Source organism: Sunxiuqinia rutila (assembly GCF_050589705.1).
GTDB lineage: Bacteria > Bacteroidota > Bacteroidia > Bacteroidales > Prolixibacteraceae > Sunxiuqinia > Sunxiuqinia rutila.
Genome location: NZ_JBNGOT010000007.1, coordinates 14,788 through 31,783, shown reverse-complemented (window position 1 = coordinate 31,783; position 16,996 = coordinate 14,788). Strand labels below are relative to the sequence as shown.

Sequence of the window (16,996 nt, the reverse complement as noted above, 5' to 3'; positions counted from 1 at the left end):
GTAATTCAACAAAGCAATTTCCCTCAACTTGCTATTGCTATAATACAGATGCCATCCGGACGGCTAATCAGCAATTAGCATCTTTCCTCGTCCAATTGGCACTTCTCCATTATTAACTATAAAAATGTATAAACCTGCCACTATAGACTCTCTTTCAAGAACAATCCGATTTGCTTCAACCCGATATTTACAGCTTATCCTACGTCCATTTAGATCAACCAAATTAAATTTCAGTTGGGAATAGTTTTCGTCGGATAACTGGATGTAGGATTGAGACGTCATCGGGTTTGGCACCACCTTCAATTCTGAGACAGACGGATGTTTGATCCCTGAAACCACTGTAACTACACTGCAATCTACTTTCGCTGATCCTACCGTAAGAAACAAGTTGTCAAAATAACTATCGTTATCGTTTCCTGCATTCCGTGTCCCTTTCAGCTCAAATTTAATGGTTTTGGTATGTTGCGGAACATGCGTTGTCGCGCTTAAAAGAGTCCAGTTGCTATTGAGGGTAGTCAACGTATTTCCTTCGCCGATCTTCTGGTTATTCGAGTCATAAAAACGGATTTTTAATTCAGGACGATCGCTCCCATTGTAATTCGACAAGTACCCGCCATAATTTACCTTAAAATTCCCTGTGGCTATCGAATCGCTGTAAGAACTGACATCGACATATTGAGATGCTTTTGCAACGGCGCTTGAATTGCATAAACCTCCTACAATAAAATATTTTTGACCATTGTACGGACTAGTGCCGTCACATTCTCCCTCACCCAAAGCTTCTACAACTCCTTGTATCGTTTGCCAGTTATCCAGTCCGTTTTCTGCTCCCGGATTTTTTAAAAGGTTGGGGAGCGATTGGGATTCACCGGTTGAAAAAGGCAGTGGCTCCGACCATTCACTCCAGTTTAATTCCTTGTCGCGATATCTGACTCTCCACCAATAGTTCGTATTTTCACTTAATCCGACAATAGGTTCATCGGTTAAATCATCACCTTCCTGAGTATTAACCTCGTTGTACCAGTTTTCAAACGTCTTCCAGCTGTCGCCCACAGGATTTGAAAAATCGGTGGCGCTGGTCGATACCTGCCAGTGGCTTTGTGCATGCTCTGCATTTGTATTGGTCGAAGAAAAATTATCAGCCTTTAAAACAACACATTCCGGTATTAATTTTTGATTGGCAGGACTGACTCCTTCCGGTCTGTTTACAAGAGAGGTATTTTTTCGGATGGTTAAAACATCCGTTTGCTGGTTTTCTATCACCTGATCCTGATCTCCGCGGCTAATCCGTCTTAAAACCAGTTTCGGGTCATTACCATCGGTTACATCTATTACAACGAAACCATATTCATCCTGCGAAACCGAAAACTCATCGTAATCGCGGTTGGGAAATTCGCCCCAGTTATCGATGGCCCCACTGGCGGTAGCCACATTAATCCAAAGGTGTTTCTGATCTCTCGACTGTCCCCGGGAATACCCGTGCGTATGACCGAACAGGTGTACTACCGGTTTTCCGCTTTGTGCCACAAAATTATCCAGCTTTTCAATCACCTTCCCTGTAAAATCGGATTCCCCGGGTGTCCACAGTTCCGATTTATAAGGATGATGCATTTGGGCAAATACAAAATCGATAGAGTCGGCTGTTAAAGCATTGTTCAGCGTTTGTTGTAACCATGCCAGTTGAACATTACCATTGTATGGACTGTTGGAATTCAACCCAATAATCCGAAGATTCCCGTAGTCTTTAAACCACCAGTGTTCTTTGTAGTTTTCGGTACCGTTTTCAGGCAATTTAAAGTAATTAAAGTAATAGGCCGAGTTATCTTCATGATTTCCCAGAACCGGGTAAACCGGGACCTGGCTGTATAATTTTTCTGCCGGATTATAGAAATCGTTTTTCCATTGACTAAAAGTTAAGCCATTGCTCACCAAATCGCCCGGAAGCATAACCAACGCCAGATTATCAGTAATTTTACCACCATACTTGGTCTTGAAATATTTCAAAACCCCTTCTTCCACAATTTCTTTAAATTTGTTAGGGTGATCTCCATCCTTTTGCATATCGCTCATGGCAACAATGCGCAAAGGTTTTTCGTCAGCTGCCAGAGGAGGTGTTTTGAACTCGAAAATATCGGAAACGGCACTTCCCGTTTTTACCCGGTAGTAATACCGGGTATAGTGGGAGAGGTTTTCAAGTTGAACCTGGTGTACTATCAAAGCGTTGGCCGAAAACGAAGTTCCATAACTTAAATTTCCCAGTTCATTGGAAGTTCCCCACTCAACCACACTTTCATTGGTTTGATTCGTTTCCCATAATATGTATGCCGAATTGGGGGTTACATCCTGAAGATAAGGCTGGATTGTTATGTCTTGAGCATTGCCGATTGAAATGGAGAAAAAGAATAACAAGAATGTCCCAACAACTATGTTGTTAATTGGATTCATAATCAATGTTGTTTCGCAAGTTTTAAGAATGAAAGAGGACAAGCCCAAAGCCCGTTCCCCTTTCATTTGTGTTCTTCCGAGTATTAGTTATTGAACAAATCTGTTATATTTTCAGGGGTAAGGACGTAGTCATAAATCACAACATTGGCCATTTTCCCCTCAAAAAATTGTCCGTATGTGGCCGGACCATCCTGCGCCATTCTTAACGGATTTCCGCTGTTAATACTTCCAACTGCCGACATATCGGCGCCACCTACAGCAACAGCATTCTGATACATGGTCATATTTCCATCACGGTCGAAGGTAACAGTTAACATATGCCAGTTTCCATCGTTAAACGGAATACCATCGCCCGAAGTACTCCAATCCGCCTTGTTTCCGCCACCATCAGATACAGCTACACGCCAGTTATCCCCCCGAAAAGCAATGGATAAACCTGTATTACCGGAACTATCCCAATCCTGGTCTCCAATCATAACCGGATCACTGTCTGCAGAAGTTGTATTCACCCAAAATGAAATTGAAAAATCTCCTTCGTACCTGAAACCAAGATCATCGTCGGCCAAAGTTGCGTATTGATTGGTTCCGTTAAACGGATAACCTTTTAGTCCATTGCCAAAATTCTCCATGGCAATGTCACCTGTTTTTTCAACCGGAATTAATTTCTTAAGACCTGCTGCCATTTCAACCGTGACACCGGTAGAAGGATCTTTGGAAATTTCAGCCACCTCGGCCGGAGTCAATACATAATCGTAGATTTTACTTTCTGCAATATCTCCAACGAACGGGACTCCATAGGTTCCTGTACCGTCCTGCCCAATGTGAATAAAGTAATCGTTGAGAATACTTCCTACAGCTGACATATCATCGCTGGCAACTTCTACTCCATCCTGGTACATGGACATATTTCCATCGCGATCGAAAGTAACTGCCAGCAAATGCCAGTCGCCGTCATTAAATGGTACACCATCGGTACTTGCGTCTGCTTTGTTGCCATTTCCATCCGAAATTGCCACTCGCCAGGCATCGCCGGTAAATGCAATTGTAAAACCGGTATTGTTTGAGCTGCCCCAATCCTGATCGCCCATCATTGCCGGATCGCTGACCGAAGACAAAGTACGTACCCAGAAAGAAACGGAGAAATCGCTAGTCCCTCTGAAATTAAGGTCAGGATCGCCTTCAACCGTTGTATAGTTTGCAGCATTCCCGCCGTAACTGTGTCCGTAACGATTGGCTTCAAATACAGTAAGTGCAGCCTCCGGATTGCTTGCCAGGATATGTTTGTTTTCACCCTGTTTACGAATTAACTCATACCCTGTAGGCAATTTAGGTGGAGGTGATTTAAAACGCGCGGTGTAAAACATTCCTTCGATAAAAGGAATCCCGTTCGGGTTAAAGTAATAAAACTTGAAAAGCATCTTTTTGCTTTTGCCTTCTCCAATACCTAATTCTGCCAGAGTTGTATTTATCAAAAGCTTATAAGTAGCTCCTTCTTTCTGAAATTCGGTAAATTCTTTAATTAAAGTAGCTTGGTCCGATTCCAGTATTTCCAGTTTAACTGGCTCGAGACGCAGGACAAAATCAAACCCTATGGTCTGGTCTTCCAAATAAGTATTTTCCTCGTTCGGATTGTATTCCAGTTCGACCAATTCTTCGGAAGTATATGCACTTCCAGTCTCGGGATTAATGGGGGTAAATATTGCCTTGTTATCTTCTGTAATGATATATGGAACAATATTGGGGTCTGTTATATCATACTCACAGGCAGCTGTCATCATAAGAACAACTGCCATAAGAAGTGTTTTTATGTTACTATATGATTTTTTCATCTTTATTCATTTTTTGATTATGAAATGTCAAACGTATTATTTCATATGCCATAATACATCGTCAACATCATCCACTTCAGAGCCAAACTGGCGAACCAGAGCTTCTCTGTAGTTTACAGGATTATCGGTATCTCTTTCTACAGTAGGATACATCCAGCGTACAGGAATCTTTTCCCTCGGCGTATTTTCAGAAGAAACAGCAAACTCAGGAATACCTGTTCTGCGCTGATTAAAAAAGGACTCCCAACCGGAGTTCTGGAAGAATCCGATGTATTTTTGGGTAAGAATCTGTTCCAGGCCATCAATGTTGTCGCCAATATACGCTCCCAATCCGTTCAGGAAGCCTGAGATATCTTCCGGGGCAACTCCGTTAAACTCCATCGATGCAGTTACGGCATTCTCGTAGTGCATTTTTGCATTAGGTATCCAACCACGGTTTGCTGCTTCAGCCAGAGTAAACTCCTGCTCCACATAACTTAAAAACACATTGGGAATACCCACATAATTGATGTAACGACTGTTCTTGACTCTGGAAAACAATCCGGCATTTTTAGCACTTTGCAACTCCCCTAAAGCTGTTGAAACATATGGTCCTGCATAAGCAGCAAAATCGGAAGTAGCATTTGGATCGGCTTCAAGTGCAGCAGGTGTTGGATCAGCAACCATAAACAAACGGGGATCTTTATTCGCTTTTAATAAATCAACATACAGACCTCCTACAACCGTACGGTCAACGGCACTTGGCGAGTCAGGATTAAGCCCGAAACGAAAACCGTCCTCGTCCCAGTGTTCATATTTCATGTCGTCTTCGTTCCCTCTGAAAAGCGGATATTTTTCCGGATTATTTACAATGTTTGCAAATTTGCCTTTTATATCCAGCTCAGAATCGTCTGCTTTCTTGCTTAACTCAATTAAAATACGCAGTGTATAGGAGTTTATCACTCTTTGCCACATACTCAGGTCGCCATTGTAATAAAAATCTCCGGCGACTGTAAGTCTTTCCTCTACCAAAGGAGCAATTTCAGAATTTGCCTCATCTAACCACTTCAAAAGCTGAATAAAAATGCTTTTTTGAGAATCATAAACCGGATAGATAATCCCCTCTTCCAAATGCAAAGCTTCACTTAACGGAATATCTCCCATTCGACGTACCATCTCAAAATAGGTATGAACTTTCAGAAATTTTGCCAATGGAACATATCCTCTCGCACCAATCTTTTCGGCTTCTTCCACCATAAACTCAAGGCTCTGTATGTCTTTATGATAAAAGTACCCCCTGTAATTTACATAAAGAACCGGGCCACTATCTCCACCAATAGAATGGTGATGTTGAGAAGTCATGTAGGTGCCGGAAAAAGGACTACTGGCAACAGGTAAGAAATTCGTAAATATCAAAGAGGGAGCCACACTAGTAGGTTCATTGGGATTCACCCGCAATTCTTCGAAATCAGCACAGCTGCTACTGAACAGAAGTAATAAGGATAATAGTGTAATTATTTTCTTATTTTTCATCTTAATATTTTTTTTCAGTATTAAAAAGTCAAATCAATATTAAAACCGATGGTTCTCATTGAAGGTAACTGTAAACCAGCTTCATCTCTAACTCCTGATTTACCCGAAATAGTAAAACTGTCCAGATCCGCATAAGTGTCATTCTTTGTCCAGTAGAATAAATTACGAGCAACCAGTGAGAAGCTAGCTTTTGAAAATGGTAGGTTTTTCAATGCTAAATCATTGAAATTATAGGTTAAAGACACTTCTCTAAGTTTTATAAAGGTTTTTTCCAAGGTTACGCTAGGCCAGTCTGCTTTGTAGCGCTTTGCCCAGTCTTCGTAAAACACCAGTTGCGTATTGTCTTCGTACATTCTTGTGTCCTCAATAATGTTTCCTTCGGGATCGTAGGTCGCCTCGCCCGAAACCACTACTTTACCGGGAACCAGCATGGTTTTTATCCCCTGATTACCCAACTCGCGATTTTGCCCTATTGCATCAGGATGTGATCCTGAACGCCATAAATCTCTGGTAAGATTATCAAATAAAAATCCACCGAACCTACCATCAATCAGGAAAGACAAATCAAAATTCTTGTAACTCAAATTATTCGTAAAACCAAAAGTCCAATCCGGCTCATAGTAGCCTTGTTTTTGCACATGTTCGGTACGTAGCGGAAGACCATTTGATCCAATTATCAGATCTCCTTCCGAGGTTCTTTGCCAATTGTAGTACCAATAACTACCGGTTCTGTCTCCAATCTTAGTTCTTCCCTCTGCCAAACGAGGTGATCCATCCAGATTGTCGGGCAAGCTTTTTAGTGTTTCCCGATACATATCCCAGTTAATGGTCATATCCCACGAAAAATCGTTCGTTTTAACCGGATTACCTGTTAAAACAACTTCCCATCCATAACGCTCAACTTCTCGTCCGTTTGTTTTATGGTAACCATAACCTGTTGCATTAGAAATTGATTGATTATAGATTTGCGGTCCGTTAATCAGGTTAAAATAAGTTACATCAAAACCTAAGCGATTATCAAAGAAACGAAGATCAACTCCATATTCGAACGATGAATTGAATTGTGGTTGCAGGTTGGGATCGATTAATGTCCCCGACACCCATGCTGTTGGCATATTCCGTCTCGTTGAAGTTCCCAAAGTATTAATTGCAGAGTAGGTTCCTAAATCGCCACCTACTTTGGCATAAGCTCCTCTCAACTTGAAAAAGCTGATTACCTCAGGTAGTTTTACCATCTTATCAACAATAGCGCTTACCGAAACGGAAGGATAAAAGAAAGCATCATTACCATCAATTAGAGCAGAAGAACGATCTCGCCTCAAAGTGGCATTCAAAAATACCATGTCTTTAAAACCAATATCAGCATAGCTATATAAACTATTTACAGCCTTCTTTGACAAGTAACTTTCAGGCAATACTTTCTCAGTACTGTTGCTCAGGGTATATAGTCCCGGAACAATTAATTTTGAAGTACGAGCCGAAGAACTCTGATAATGATCATCTAGAATATTTCCTCCAAAGGAAGCATTTACCTCTAATTCATCATTGAAAAAACTATTCGTATAATTGAATAGGAAATCGGTATTTTTAGTGACTGTTTTATAATTATAGATAGCGTATCTCCCTTCTCTGTCAGCGATATCATAATCATAAAAAGAGAATGGATCACGGCTCTCGCGAATCAGGTTATTATCATGAATATGATGACGCACAAACACATTCATCTTATCGCTTATTTTATAGTTCAGTTTAGCAAAAGCAATAATATCTGATCGATCGTAACTCCTTTTCCTCTCCTTTGCCCAAAACCATGGATTGTTGTATCTCCATTTCTCAGCAAAACGTTGTTCTATTCCTTCCTTCCCTTCTTCCCAGTAGTCTCTCATATCGTTAATATCCCAATGCGCTCCACCCCAGATAGAAATAAGATATATCGGGCTGGTTGGTCCATAATCCGTTCGGGGAATGTTTGGAGTTTCCTGAGTATTGTACTGCAGAGAAGCTTCAATCGTCAGTTTCTTTGATAGATTTAAATCTCCTGCAATTCTAAACGTATTAATATCCAATTTGCTTCCAGGGACAATTCCTTTTACTTTCCGATAGGTATCTGATAAAATAACCGAACCATACTTCCCTGTATTTCTAACCGTCAAATTATAAGTTCCGGTAAAACCTGTCTGAAGGAAGTCGTCTAGATTATTTGTATTTCGTGTTACCCATGGAGTTGGGATTCTCTCTCCGGTTTCCGGATCAATGGGACTATCCCACTGAGGCAATAAGCGACCATCAAATCGTGGTCCCCAAATATCGTAGTCGCTATCGTTAATACCACCGCCACGGCCATCATAGTATTCGTACTGACCACGCGATCCCGGACCAAACTCAGTCTGTGCCCTTGGAATACGAATAAAAGAGGTTTGAAAAGTATTAGTACTGTTAAAACTAACGGTTGTTTTTTCTTCTTTCTGAACACCTTTCTTTAAGGTAATTTGAATGGCTCCATTCAGTCCTCGTGATCCATAGAGAGCAGCAGAAACAGGCCCTTTCAATACACTCACATTTTCAACATCATCCGAGTTAAAATTCCAGCCATCTGCACTAACAGGAACACCATCAATAACAATCAGAGGTTGTTTACCACGAAGATACACCTGAGGATTACCAAAGAATTCACTTGTGTTGGCTACAATCACACCGGCAATTTTTCCTGTCAGATTCTCAATAACCGTTGGTGCTTTGGCTTTTTGCAACGATTCGCCTTTAACCTCCTGTACTGAGTATCCAACTCTCTTCTTCATTTTTTTTATCCCAAGCGCTGTTACAACTACTTCGTCTACTCCAATAGAAGTTTCATGCATAACAACGTCTATTGACGTTTGTCCATTTACAGGAACTTCAAGTGTCTCTAAACCAACAAATGAAAACACAAGGCTACCATTTCCAGGAATGGCTGATAAAAAAAACTCTCCGTTTGAATTTGAGGTGGTCCCCTTAGTTGTTCCTTTCAAAATAATAGCAACTCCAGGAATTGGTGTTCCTGCACTATCGCTAACCTTTCCGGTAATATCTATTTGTTGTCCAGTTTTTGAATTAGCTTTTAAGCTGCCTGGATCAATAGCTTGCTTTATAACTATATAACGATCAACTGCTTCATAAGTTAAGCCTAAGTCCGTCAGCACCACACTTAGAACTTCCCAGATCTCCTTGTCTTTAACATTCAACTCGTCTACCTGGTAGTTATTCAGATCGAGATTGAAGTAAAAATAGTAATCTGACTGCTCTTCAATCTCATTCAAGACATCAATCAATCGGGTTTTTGTTAAATCAAGCGTCAGTTTAGATGACTGCGAAAATGATTTCGCCTGAGCCCCAAAAACAAACGCAAAGAATAGAAAAGTAGCCAACCGCATAACTAAAAATAATTTAGCCCATAGCTCGCCTGAGCCATGAATTGTTCGTTTTTTTTTCATAGTTTTGAAATGGTTTTTAATTAATTAATTAGCCGCTCCAACGGCTTTTGAATTAGTTTAAAAAGATGGGGATACTGGCGGTATTCCCATCATTTTTTGATTGTACTTCGTTTAGGTTTTTGCCATATAAAATTCGTTTTTAGTTATTCTTTTTGACGATATAAATAATGTTCTTTTGGTTGATTCTATTTTCGGAGATAAAGTCAATTTGATCGTTCATAATGCTTAATGATTGAAGCACTTGCTCCACCGGTTTGTATTTCAGGAAAGTTCCTGAGAACACCATTTTCTTAAGTATCTCATCCTCAAACTGAATTTCAACATTGTACCAACGCTCCATCTTCTTTGCAATTTCTTCCAATGCCTCCTGGCGAAAAACAATCTTTCCCTCTTTCCACGAAGTATAGAAGTCGGTATTCACATTCGTCAGTTCATTAATCTTTCCTTGATAAAGACTTACACTTTGTCCCGGAGCCATCCGCTGTATTTCCTTCTCTTCATTGGCATGCAACACCACCTCCCCGTCAACGAGGGTAACACTCGCCTTTGAATCAGCAGCATAAGCATCCACATTAAATGAAGTTCCTAACACTTCAACGGCAAACGTAGGAGCATTGACCACAAAGGGCTTTTTCGGATTGTGTGCCACTTCCAGAAAGGCCTCTCCATCAATAAAAACTTCTCTCTTTTTCTGATCGAATGAAGAAGGATACTTAAAAACAGAGACTGAGTTCAACCACACCACAGAGCCATCAGCAAGTCGGATCTGACTCATTTGCCCCGGTGGAACAATAACTTCAGAATAGTTTGCATCCTGATATTTTATCGGAATAATTGCATGCAACACGGCTCCTGTAATAAGCGCCAGTAAAAGCGCGGCTGCTTTCATCCAGACCTGCTGATTAAAACGTTGAAGGAGGGAAGGTTTACGTCCCATGCGATGTTCTAACCGTAGCCTTGCTTCTTTCTTATCAAATTGATCCCAATTAAAGACTTCTTTCAAGCGCCCATGCGTTCGTTTTACCCACTGATAATCCGCCTCTTCTGCTAAATCATATTTTTTAGACCTTTCGCCATGGTAAACTCCTTCAATCAAGCGGTCCCAATAGTTATCGTTGTTCTTCACCTCGTTCGTTTTTAGCATTGACGCCAAAGAATGCATTTAGGGTGACAGCAAATCCAATCTTTTTTACAGTCAACTACTTTAAAACGCGTAAAGCCTCGAAATACGCCACTTTCAAGAAAAATATTTATGCAATTTTTCAGCCAAAAACCTCAAACTGTAATCCTCCTTCGGACAAATTCACAATGAAAGAAGGAAGAAAATAGAGCGATCGGAAACGTTAAGTTCGTCTTTAAGAAACTTATACGAGCGGGACATCTGTGTTTTCACAGTGTTTATTGAAATTCCAAGCTCTTCTGCAATTTCTGGGTAAGATTTTCCTTCATAAGCTGCCATTTTTAAAATCTGCCTCCGCTTTTCAGGAAGTTTGTTAATCGCTAGGTACAGGCGATTCAGAATGGGTAGCTCATCCAAGGGATTTTTGGAGTCATCGTAGTCTAATGTCAAGCCTTCCAGTTCGGAAAACTGAACCTTATTTTTACGCAAAAAACTGATTGAAGAATTCTTAACAGCCGTAAGCAAATAATTGTGAAGGGAGGACCTGATGACAATAGACTCCCGTTTTTCCCAGATCTCAACAAAGCATTCAATGACAATATCTTCTACAATATGATTATTTTTCAGATAGGTTGACGCAAATCCACACAAAGGCTGAAAGTACAAATCAAACATCCTTTCGAATACTGATTTATCACCTTCCCTTATTTTATTCCAGTCAATTAAATCCTTCATGAGTCCCCAATGAATGAAGTCACTAAAAATAAGAATTAATTAAAACAAACCGTTTTTTACCCCAAAGAACAAATGAAAAAAATCATTAAATACTCCATCTATCAATATAAAATGAAAATCGAACACTACCATCTCCGCGTTTTGACACCCCCTCTTTTGCTTACTCTTCCCAGTCGGGCATAGCCCCCAAAAAGGGATCTTCTGAACTAACAGAAGGTCCCTTTTCTGCTATTGCAGTTTCCTCTGCCAAGTCCTTTCTCCCAAAGTCCTTATTTCTGCAGAAATATTTTTTCTAAACTAATCTGGTCCCACTACCCCTGAGCTCACTCCTTATATCCCATCCTGAATAAATTGCTTGAGTACAGCCGGATACGTGTCACCTTCGGTTGTTCCCTCTCCGTCCAAAAACACGCCAAAGGTGATAGAGTCGCCAAAGCAAACAATCTTCAAACCAGCTAAATCAGTAAACGATTCCTTCAGTTGCTCATAAATCAGCCACGCCAGCAAGCGGTTGCCTTTGGGCGTTAGGTGAACGCCATCTCTCCGTCCACTGTTCTTTTCATTAAGAATGATATCATCCTGATCATGACAGGGAATCCCGACCTGCTGAAGGTGTGAGAATAAATCAACAAAGGGCAATTCCTTTTCCCGACAAATGACCTGCAAAGTGTCTCTGCACAAAGCCAGTAGCTGCATGGGAGGCTGGGGAAAACGCGAAGCATCATGCCGTTCAAACAGATACACCGTGTCCACCGTTGGCGGACTCACCAAAACCACCTGAACATCCTGCTGCATTATAAGATCAGTCAGCTGATCCATATTGCGATAATAGTCAGCCACCGAAACCATTTTTTTCGTATTCAGCAGATCGTTGGTCCCCACCAAAATAACGACCAGGTCCGGCTGATAACTTAACACGTCAGCGTCTACCCGATTCAAAAGATCAGCAGAACTGTTTCCGGCAATTCCCCGGTTTTGAACATCAGCCAACTCTTGCGCCTGAGCGGCAGTCAAGCCTAGGAGCAACATGCAAGTACTCCAAAATAAACGGATTACCAATTGTCGATTTACCCTCATTCTTACTTTTCTATTTCCAAAACCGCTCAATTTCTTCGAGGCTTTTCCCTTTGGTTTCAGGAATAAGCTTGTAGAAGAAGATGGTGCCCGCCAAACAGAATGCTGCAAAGGTGAAAAAGCCAGCTCCCATGCCAACATTTGCCACATACCAAGGGAAAAGGAAGGCTGCTGCAAAGTTGGTTCCCCAGTTGGCAAAGGTGGCCAACGACATGGCTCGTCCTCGAATATGGGTCGGGTAAATTTCGCCAATAATCACCCAAATAACGGCGTTGATCGAAATCGCCAAACTACCGATGTAAATACAAAGCAAGACCACAGTCCAAATGCCCGATGCAATGTTGGTAACAAACAAGGTTCCGATGGCACACAATGAAAAGAAAACCGCTGTCATACCACCAATGAGCAAAGGCCGACGTCCCCAGCTATCAATTTTTGTCAGTGCAATAACCGTAAAAATCAAGTTAATAATTCCAATCAGCACTTGAAACTGAACGGCATTATCCAAAGCAAAACCAGCTCCTTCAAGGATAGTCGGGCCATAGTAAATCACAATATTCACCCCGGTGAACTGACCAAACACCGAAAGACCAATACCTACTGCCAGCGCACGCCGCATTCCGGGCTTTAACAGCTCCCGTATGCCAACATCCTTTTTCTTGTCCTCCTTTTTAGGGTGAAGAAGGTTCTCGTCCAATTCCCCATTGATCCGTTTTAACAGAGCCACACCTTTTTCAACAAAGCCTTTATCGATCAACCAACGCGGACTTTCGGGCACTAAAAACAACAACGCAATAAACAGTCCACATGGAATCATTTCTGCCGCAAACATTCCTCGCCAAATCTCAGTATTAAACACTTTCTGCAGGATTCCGTGTGTGAAAATATTGTCAGGAGAAGCAGCATAGCGCAACAACGCCCAGTTTGAAAAATAAGCCAGCAAAATCCCCAGTACGATGGATAACTGATACAAAGCCACCAAGCGTCCGCGTATTTTTGCAGGGGCAAACTCGGAAATATACATTGGAGAAAGCACAGAAGCCATTCCAACACCCAGTCCTCCCACCAAACGAGCAACAATTAATAACGTAAAACTTGGCGGTACGGAGGAGAAAAAAGCTGACATAAAAAAGAGAAAGGCAGCCAAAATCAAAATCGGTTTTCGCCCGTAACGATCACTCAGCGTTCCGGCAATAAAAGCACCAACAATGGCTCCGATCAATGCGGAGCTTCCGAACCAACCGACCATCAATTTCGACAATCCAAACTGAGTTTCTACCATGCCGAAGGTTCCCGATATAACAGCAGTATCAAAACCAAATAAAACGCCACCAAGAGATGCAACAAAGCAAGTTAAGCCGAGCAGAATATTCCTCTTACGTCCTTCTGGTACTGATGATTCCTTCAATTTTACCTTATTCATTTTCGTTTAGATTTATTCTTTAGTTACGTTAATTTCTGACTCTTAAAATAAACTCATTTAAACACATAAGTTCCTTCCCAAAAAACCGACTCCCCTTTCTTTAGTATCAGTTTTTTCCCATTCACCAGGTTGAAGTATGATTTCCCGTAATCCGCAGAAAAAGCCCACGGCACACCATCTGCTAAATAATCAAATGTACCCAAGCCTTTTTCTGTATTCAAAATAAGTTCCAATTCATATTCCCCCTGTTCTCCACTCAGAATGATTCGATTGACTGCGTCATTTTTCAGACATGAGTTATTGGTTCGTACCGGCTCTGTATTCATGATCTCCGTTGGAGAGGCATAACTCACCGAATCAAAAACAGCGAAGTTCTGACTTTGCATTCCATAATAACGGTGAATCACCACATCGTTTAGCGCGGTAATGGTTACACGAACCTCGATTGAACAGTTAGGCAAAAGCTGATAATTGACTGACTCCTCAAGCAGGTAGCTGGCTGTTTCAGAATAATCATACCCTTGTATTAAATTCACAACATTCAAACTTACTTGCTCACTCATTCCAGAGAAACCGGAACTCTTCAGCTCGCCATCAACCGTCACAGCTACACGCTTCGTCGTAGCTGTTGGCTCGCCAGCCCCATCTCCATTTGAACCGTGCCAGCCACCTGTAAATTGTTTGGGCTGATCGCTGGACGCATTCTCCAACAAACTTACCTGATACGGGCCAACCCAATCTGTCACCGACGGAAATTCAAGCGTAGACTGTTTCTCTTCAGACATTACAGATGAGGTATCATAAGCAAGCTTTCCTAGGGCAAAAATTTGATTAACGCCGCAAGGGAAAAATTCTACTGCCAACTGCTTGTCCGGAAGCTGAAACTCACAGCTCAAGTGACCTTCAGAATAAACCACATTGAATTTGTCGGGTTGCTCCTGAGAACTATTTCGCTGCCCACAAGCAAACAACCCGACAATCAGCCCAATCATCCAAAAGCCTTGCTGCTTCTGCTGCCAAAGCCGACGACAAAAAGTAACGTTTATTCCAAAATGAGTCACGCTATCCGGTTTATTTTATCGCTTTATGCTCGCGCAATTGCGTATATAATTTTGTTGAATCCGGATGCCCGGCAAAGGCTTCTGATCCTGGCTTGTTCATCATTCCGATGTACTGGTAAATCAAAATCTTTTCGACATAAGGAGACACAGCTTCCAGTTGCTGAATTACGCGTTCAGCAGGAGCTGGCAAAAGGGCACTCTGGTAGACTTTCCCTTCAAAACGGAATACCTCAACATCGGCCCAAAGACGTGATTTAGCGGCTTTTTTATGCATCTTGTATAAATTCTCGAAGAAGCCGGCACTTTCCTCGACCTGAGTCTTCTCTACTCCAATTTCATCCTGGTAAGCGATAAAATCGACATCCAGTTGTTCCAACTGGCGTACGTATTGATCATCAGCCTTCACATTGCGCGTTCCGTACGGAGCAATCAAGGTTTTTGCTTTAGGCATCAACCGGGCTGCCTCCGCCGAAGATTCATTCACATAATTGATAAAGAAGTCGTCGTAATGCCCGTAAATACCGGTTTCATTCGGATAATACCATCCGTAAAAACTTTTGTGATGACCATACTTTTCGGCCAGTTCATTCATGGCTTTCAAGCGCAATTTATTCACCTCCCGATCCTGCATCAACATGCCTGGCTTGGTCCATTCGCCAAAGAATCCATTGCTCACAAAAAAGCGGATCCCATATTTATCGGCAGCAGTCAGCACGACTTCCAGCGGATCTTCACAGCCCATTTCATGCTTTGGCAGCAATGAAGTTGGATAAAAGCTTTTGCCGTAAATAGCCACATCCAGCAAAACCAAGTAGCGCATGCCGGCATCGGCAATCTCTTTTACTTTAGCATCCCACTGCTCAGCCGTAAATTTTTCCAAAGTCGGATTCCAGTACTTCCCTTCGGCAGCACTGTGGTGCTGAAATTCGAACCACGAACCAACAATGGGTTTAATGTTTGATTTTTTTCGAGCTGCCGCTTGCAGATCATTCATAAGAAAAGGGCCCGCCATTGCTGCAGCACCCATCGACAATAAAAAATTCTTTCTATTCATGTTTTAAAAATCGTTTGTTTTTTCGCTCAATAATATGCTTCGCCAGCCGGTCCATCAGCTCTTTGTCCTTCGGATTGTTCGACTTCGAAAAGCGGTAAACCCCATTACCTCCCTCATAATAGGCAATCGACGCGTGCTCGAATACCCCGTTTTTATCATAGGCATCGATATACGCTTCCAAACGAGTTCTGAACCCCGACTCATGATCTGCCAAGGCCCTGCCATCGAACTCCATCTCTACCCCCATCTTCTTTGCACAGGCAAAGTCACACGTTTCATCCAATCGGTCGTCGCTGATTTCTTTATGGAAGAAGTGATTAGGCTGAATCCAGGCAAAGTCAAATTTGTATTCTGCCCAGTCTCCCCGTCCGGGGGCTGTCCAGTAAGGAATCCAGTAAAATTGGAGCCCTTTGGATCGAATGTAATCACCTAATGGAATCAAAATATCGGCACAACCACGCACATCCTCATCCACCCAATAGAACCCTTTCAACTCAAGGTGCTGGTAGTTTTCTTGCTCATAGCGTTCCAGAAAACGATCGATATACCATTTTCCGGCTGTCAGTCGATCTTCTTGCTTACGAAAGTCCAACTTTTGCCCATTTATTTCACCCCAATCTTCTTGATTCAATATGGGAGAAGGAATACCTGAAATTAATTTATGCTTAAAACCGGGAGCTCCGATTTCCGAAATTTGATCTTCAATGCATTGATTTAATGCAGAGAAAGCTTTGCCCTTTTCAAACCGGCGATCGAGTAACCATGCCCATTCCGGCTTCCGCGCATTCAGTTTATCGTAGCCCGGGGCATAATTGCGTCCTTGTCCATCCTTGAACTCCAAAAACAAGAAGCCATCAAACAACCAGTTTTTCTCCCCTTGTTGATTCTCATGCACCACATAAGGTAAGAACTGATCCTTTGTCCACTCCATCGGACGATGAGTTCCACCTTGGTAAATCAATACCAGATCAGCAATATCTGTCTTCCCATAAGCCTCACTATCATTGGAAGTAGCGAGCACAGTCCACGATAAAAAAAGGGTATAAATCAATATCGAAAGGCTCATCACTAAAGTTTTATTGGTTTAGGAGAGCTAAGTAAATTAAAATATTTTAGTTTTCAAGAACTATTTAATAAATATTTTTACTAACCCTAATGAGAGATAACTCTTCAATCCCCTAAAAACCTCATTAAAAAGCAAAAGGCCACAAACTTCCTGCTTAAAAGCATCCAATTGCAATCAGGTCATATGCGTTTTAGCTAAAAAGCGGAA

The 16,996-nt window shown here is 41.8% G+C and carries 11 protein-coding genes; all 11 read right to left on the bottom strand.

What is annotated here, in order from left to right; all coding sequences use genetic code 11:
* Positions 1-63: 63 nt before the first annotated feature.
* Positions 64-2,445, bottom strand: coding sequence for a metallophosphoesterase family protein (locus ACRD6K_RS10245; RefSeq protein ID WP_430973184.1), 2,382 nt, complete (start codon positions 2,443-2,445; stop codon positions 64-66).
* An 83-nt stretch (positions 2,446-2,528) separates the two neighbouring features.
* Positions 2,529-4,238, bottom strand: a complete 1,710-nt coding sequence (locus ACRD6K_RS10240) for a LamG domain-containing protein (RefSeq protein WP_430973183.1) — start codon at positions 4,236-4,238, stop codon at positions 2,529-2,531.
* Between the two features lie 72 nt (positions 4,239-4,310).
* Positions 4,311-5,786, bottom strand: a complete 1,476-nt coding sequence (locus ACRD6K_RS10235; protein ID WP_430973182.1) for a SusD/RagB family nutrient-binding outer membrane lipoprotein — start codon at positions 5,784-5,786, stop codon at positions 4,311-4,313.
* Positions 5,787-5,806: 20 nt separating this feature from the next.
* Positions 5,807-9,256 (bottom strand): SusC/RagA family TonB-linked outer membrane protein, encoded by a 3,450-nt coding sequence (locus ACRD6K_RS10230; protein WP_430973181.1) that lies wholly within the window; start codon positions 9,254-9,256, stop codon positions 5,807-5,809.
* A gap of 139 nt (positions 9,257-9,395) precedes the next feature.
* On the bottom strand, positions 9,396-10,382 hold the full coding sequence (locus tag ACRD6K_RS10225) for a FecR family protein (protein WP_430973180.1): 987 nt from the start codon (positions 10,380-10,382) through the stop codon (positions 9,396-9,398).
* Between the two features lie 177 nt (positions 10,383-10,559).
* The gene (locus ACRD6K_RS10220) at positions 10,560-11,111 is read right to left on the bottom strand and encodes an RNA polymerase sigma-70 factor (protein ID WP_430973179.1); all 552 of its coding nucleotides are present in this window, start codon (positions 11,109-11,111) and stop codon (positions 10,560-10,562) included.
* 330 nt (positions 11,112-11,441) lie between these two features.
* On the bottom strand, positions 11,442-12,188 hold the full coding sequence (locus ACRD6K_RS10215) for an SGNH/GDSL hydrolase family protein (RefSeq protein WP_430973178.1): 747 nt from the start codon (positions 12,186-12,188) through the stop codon (positions 11,442-11,444).
* Between the two features lie 10 nt (positions 12,189-12,198).
* Positions 12,199-13,608 (bottom strand): sugar porter family MFS transporter, encoded by a 1,410-nt coding sequence (locus ACRD6K_RS10210; RefSeq protein WP_430973177.1) that lies wholly within the window; start codon positions 13,606-13,608, stop codon positions 12,199-12,201.
* 53 nt (positions 13,609-13,661) lie between these two features.
* Positions 13,662-14,669 (bottom strand): hypothetical protein, encoded by a 1,008-nt coding sequence (locus ACRD6K_RS10205; protein ID WP_430973176.1) that lies wholly within the window; start codon positions 14,667-14,669, stop codon positions 13,662-13,664.
* Positions 14,670-14,679: 10 nt separating this feature from the next.
* Complete coding sequence (locus tag ACRD6K_RS10200; RefSeq protein WP_430973175.1) at positions 14,680-15,723, bottom strand: DUF4434 domain-containing protein; 1,044 nt, start codon at positions 15,721-15,723, stop codon at positions 14,680-14,682.
* A complete protein-coding gene (locus ACRD6K_RS10195) occupies positions 15,716-16,789 on the bottom strand; it encodes a DUF4855 domain-containing protein (protein ID WP_430973174.1) in 1,074 nt (357 codons plus the stop codon). Before ACRD6K_RS10195 ends, ACRD6K_RS10200 begins: the two co-directional genes overlap by 8 nt.
* Positions 16,790-16,996 lie beyond the last annotated feature (207 nt).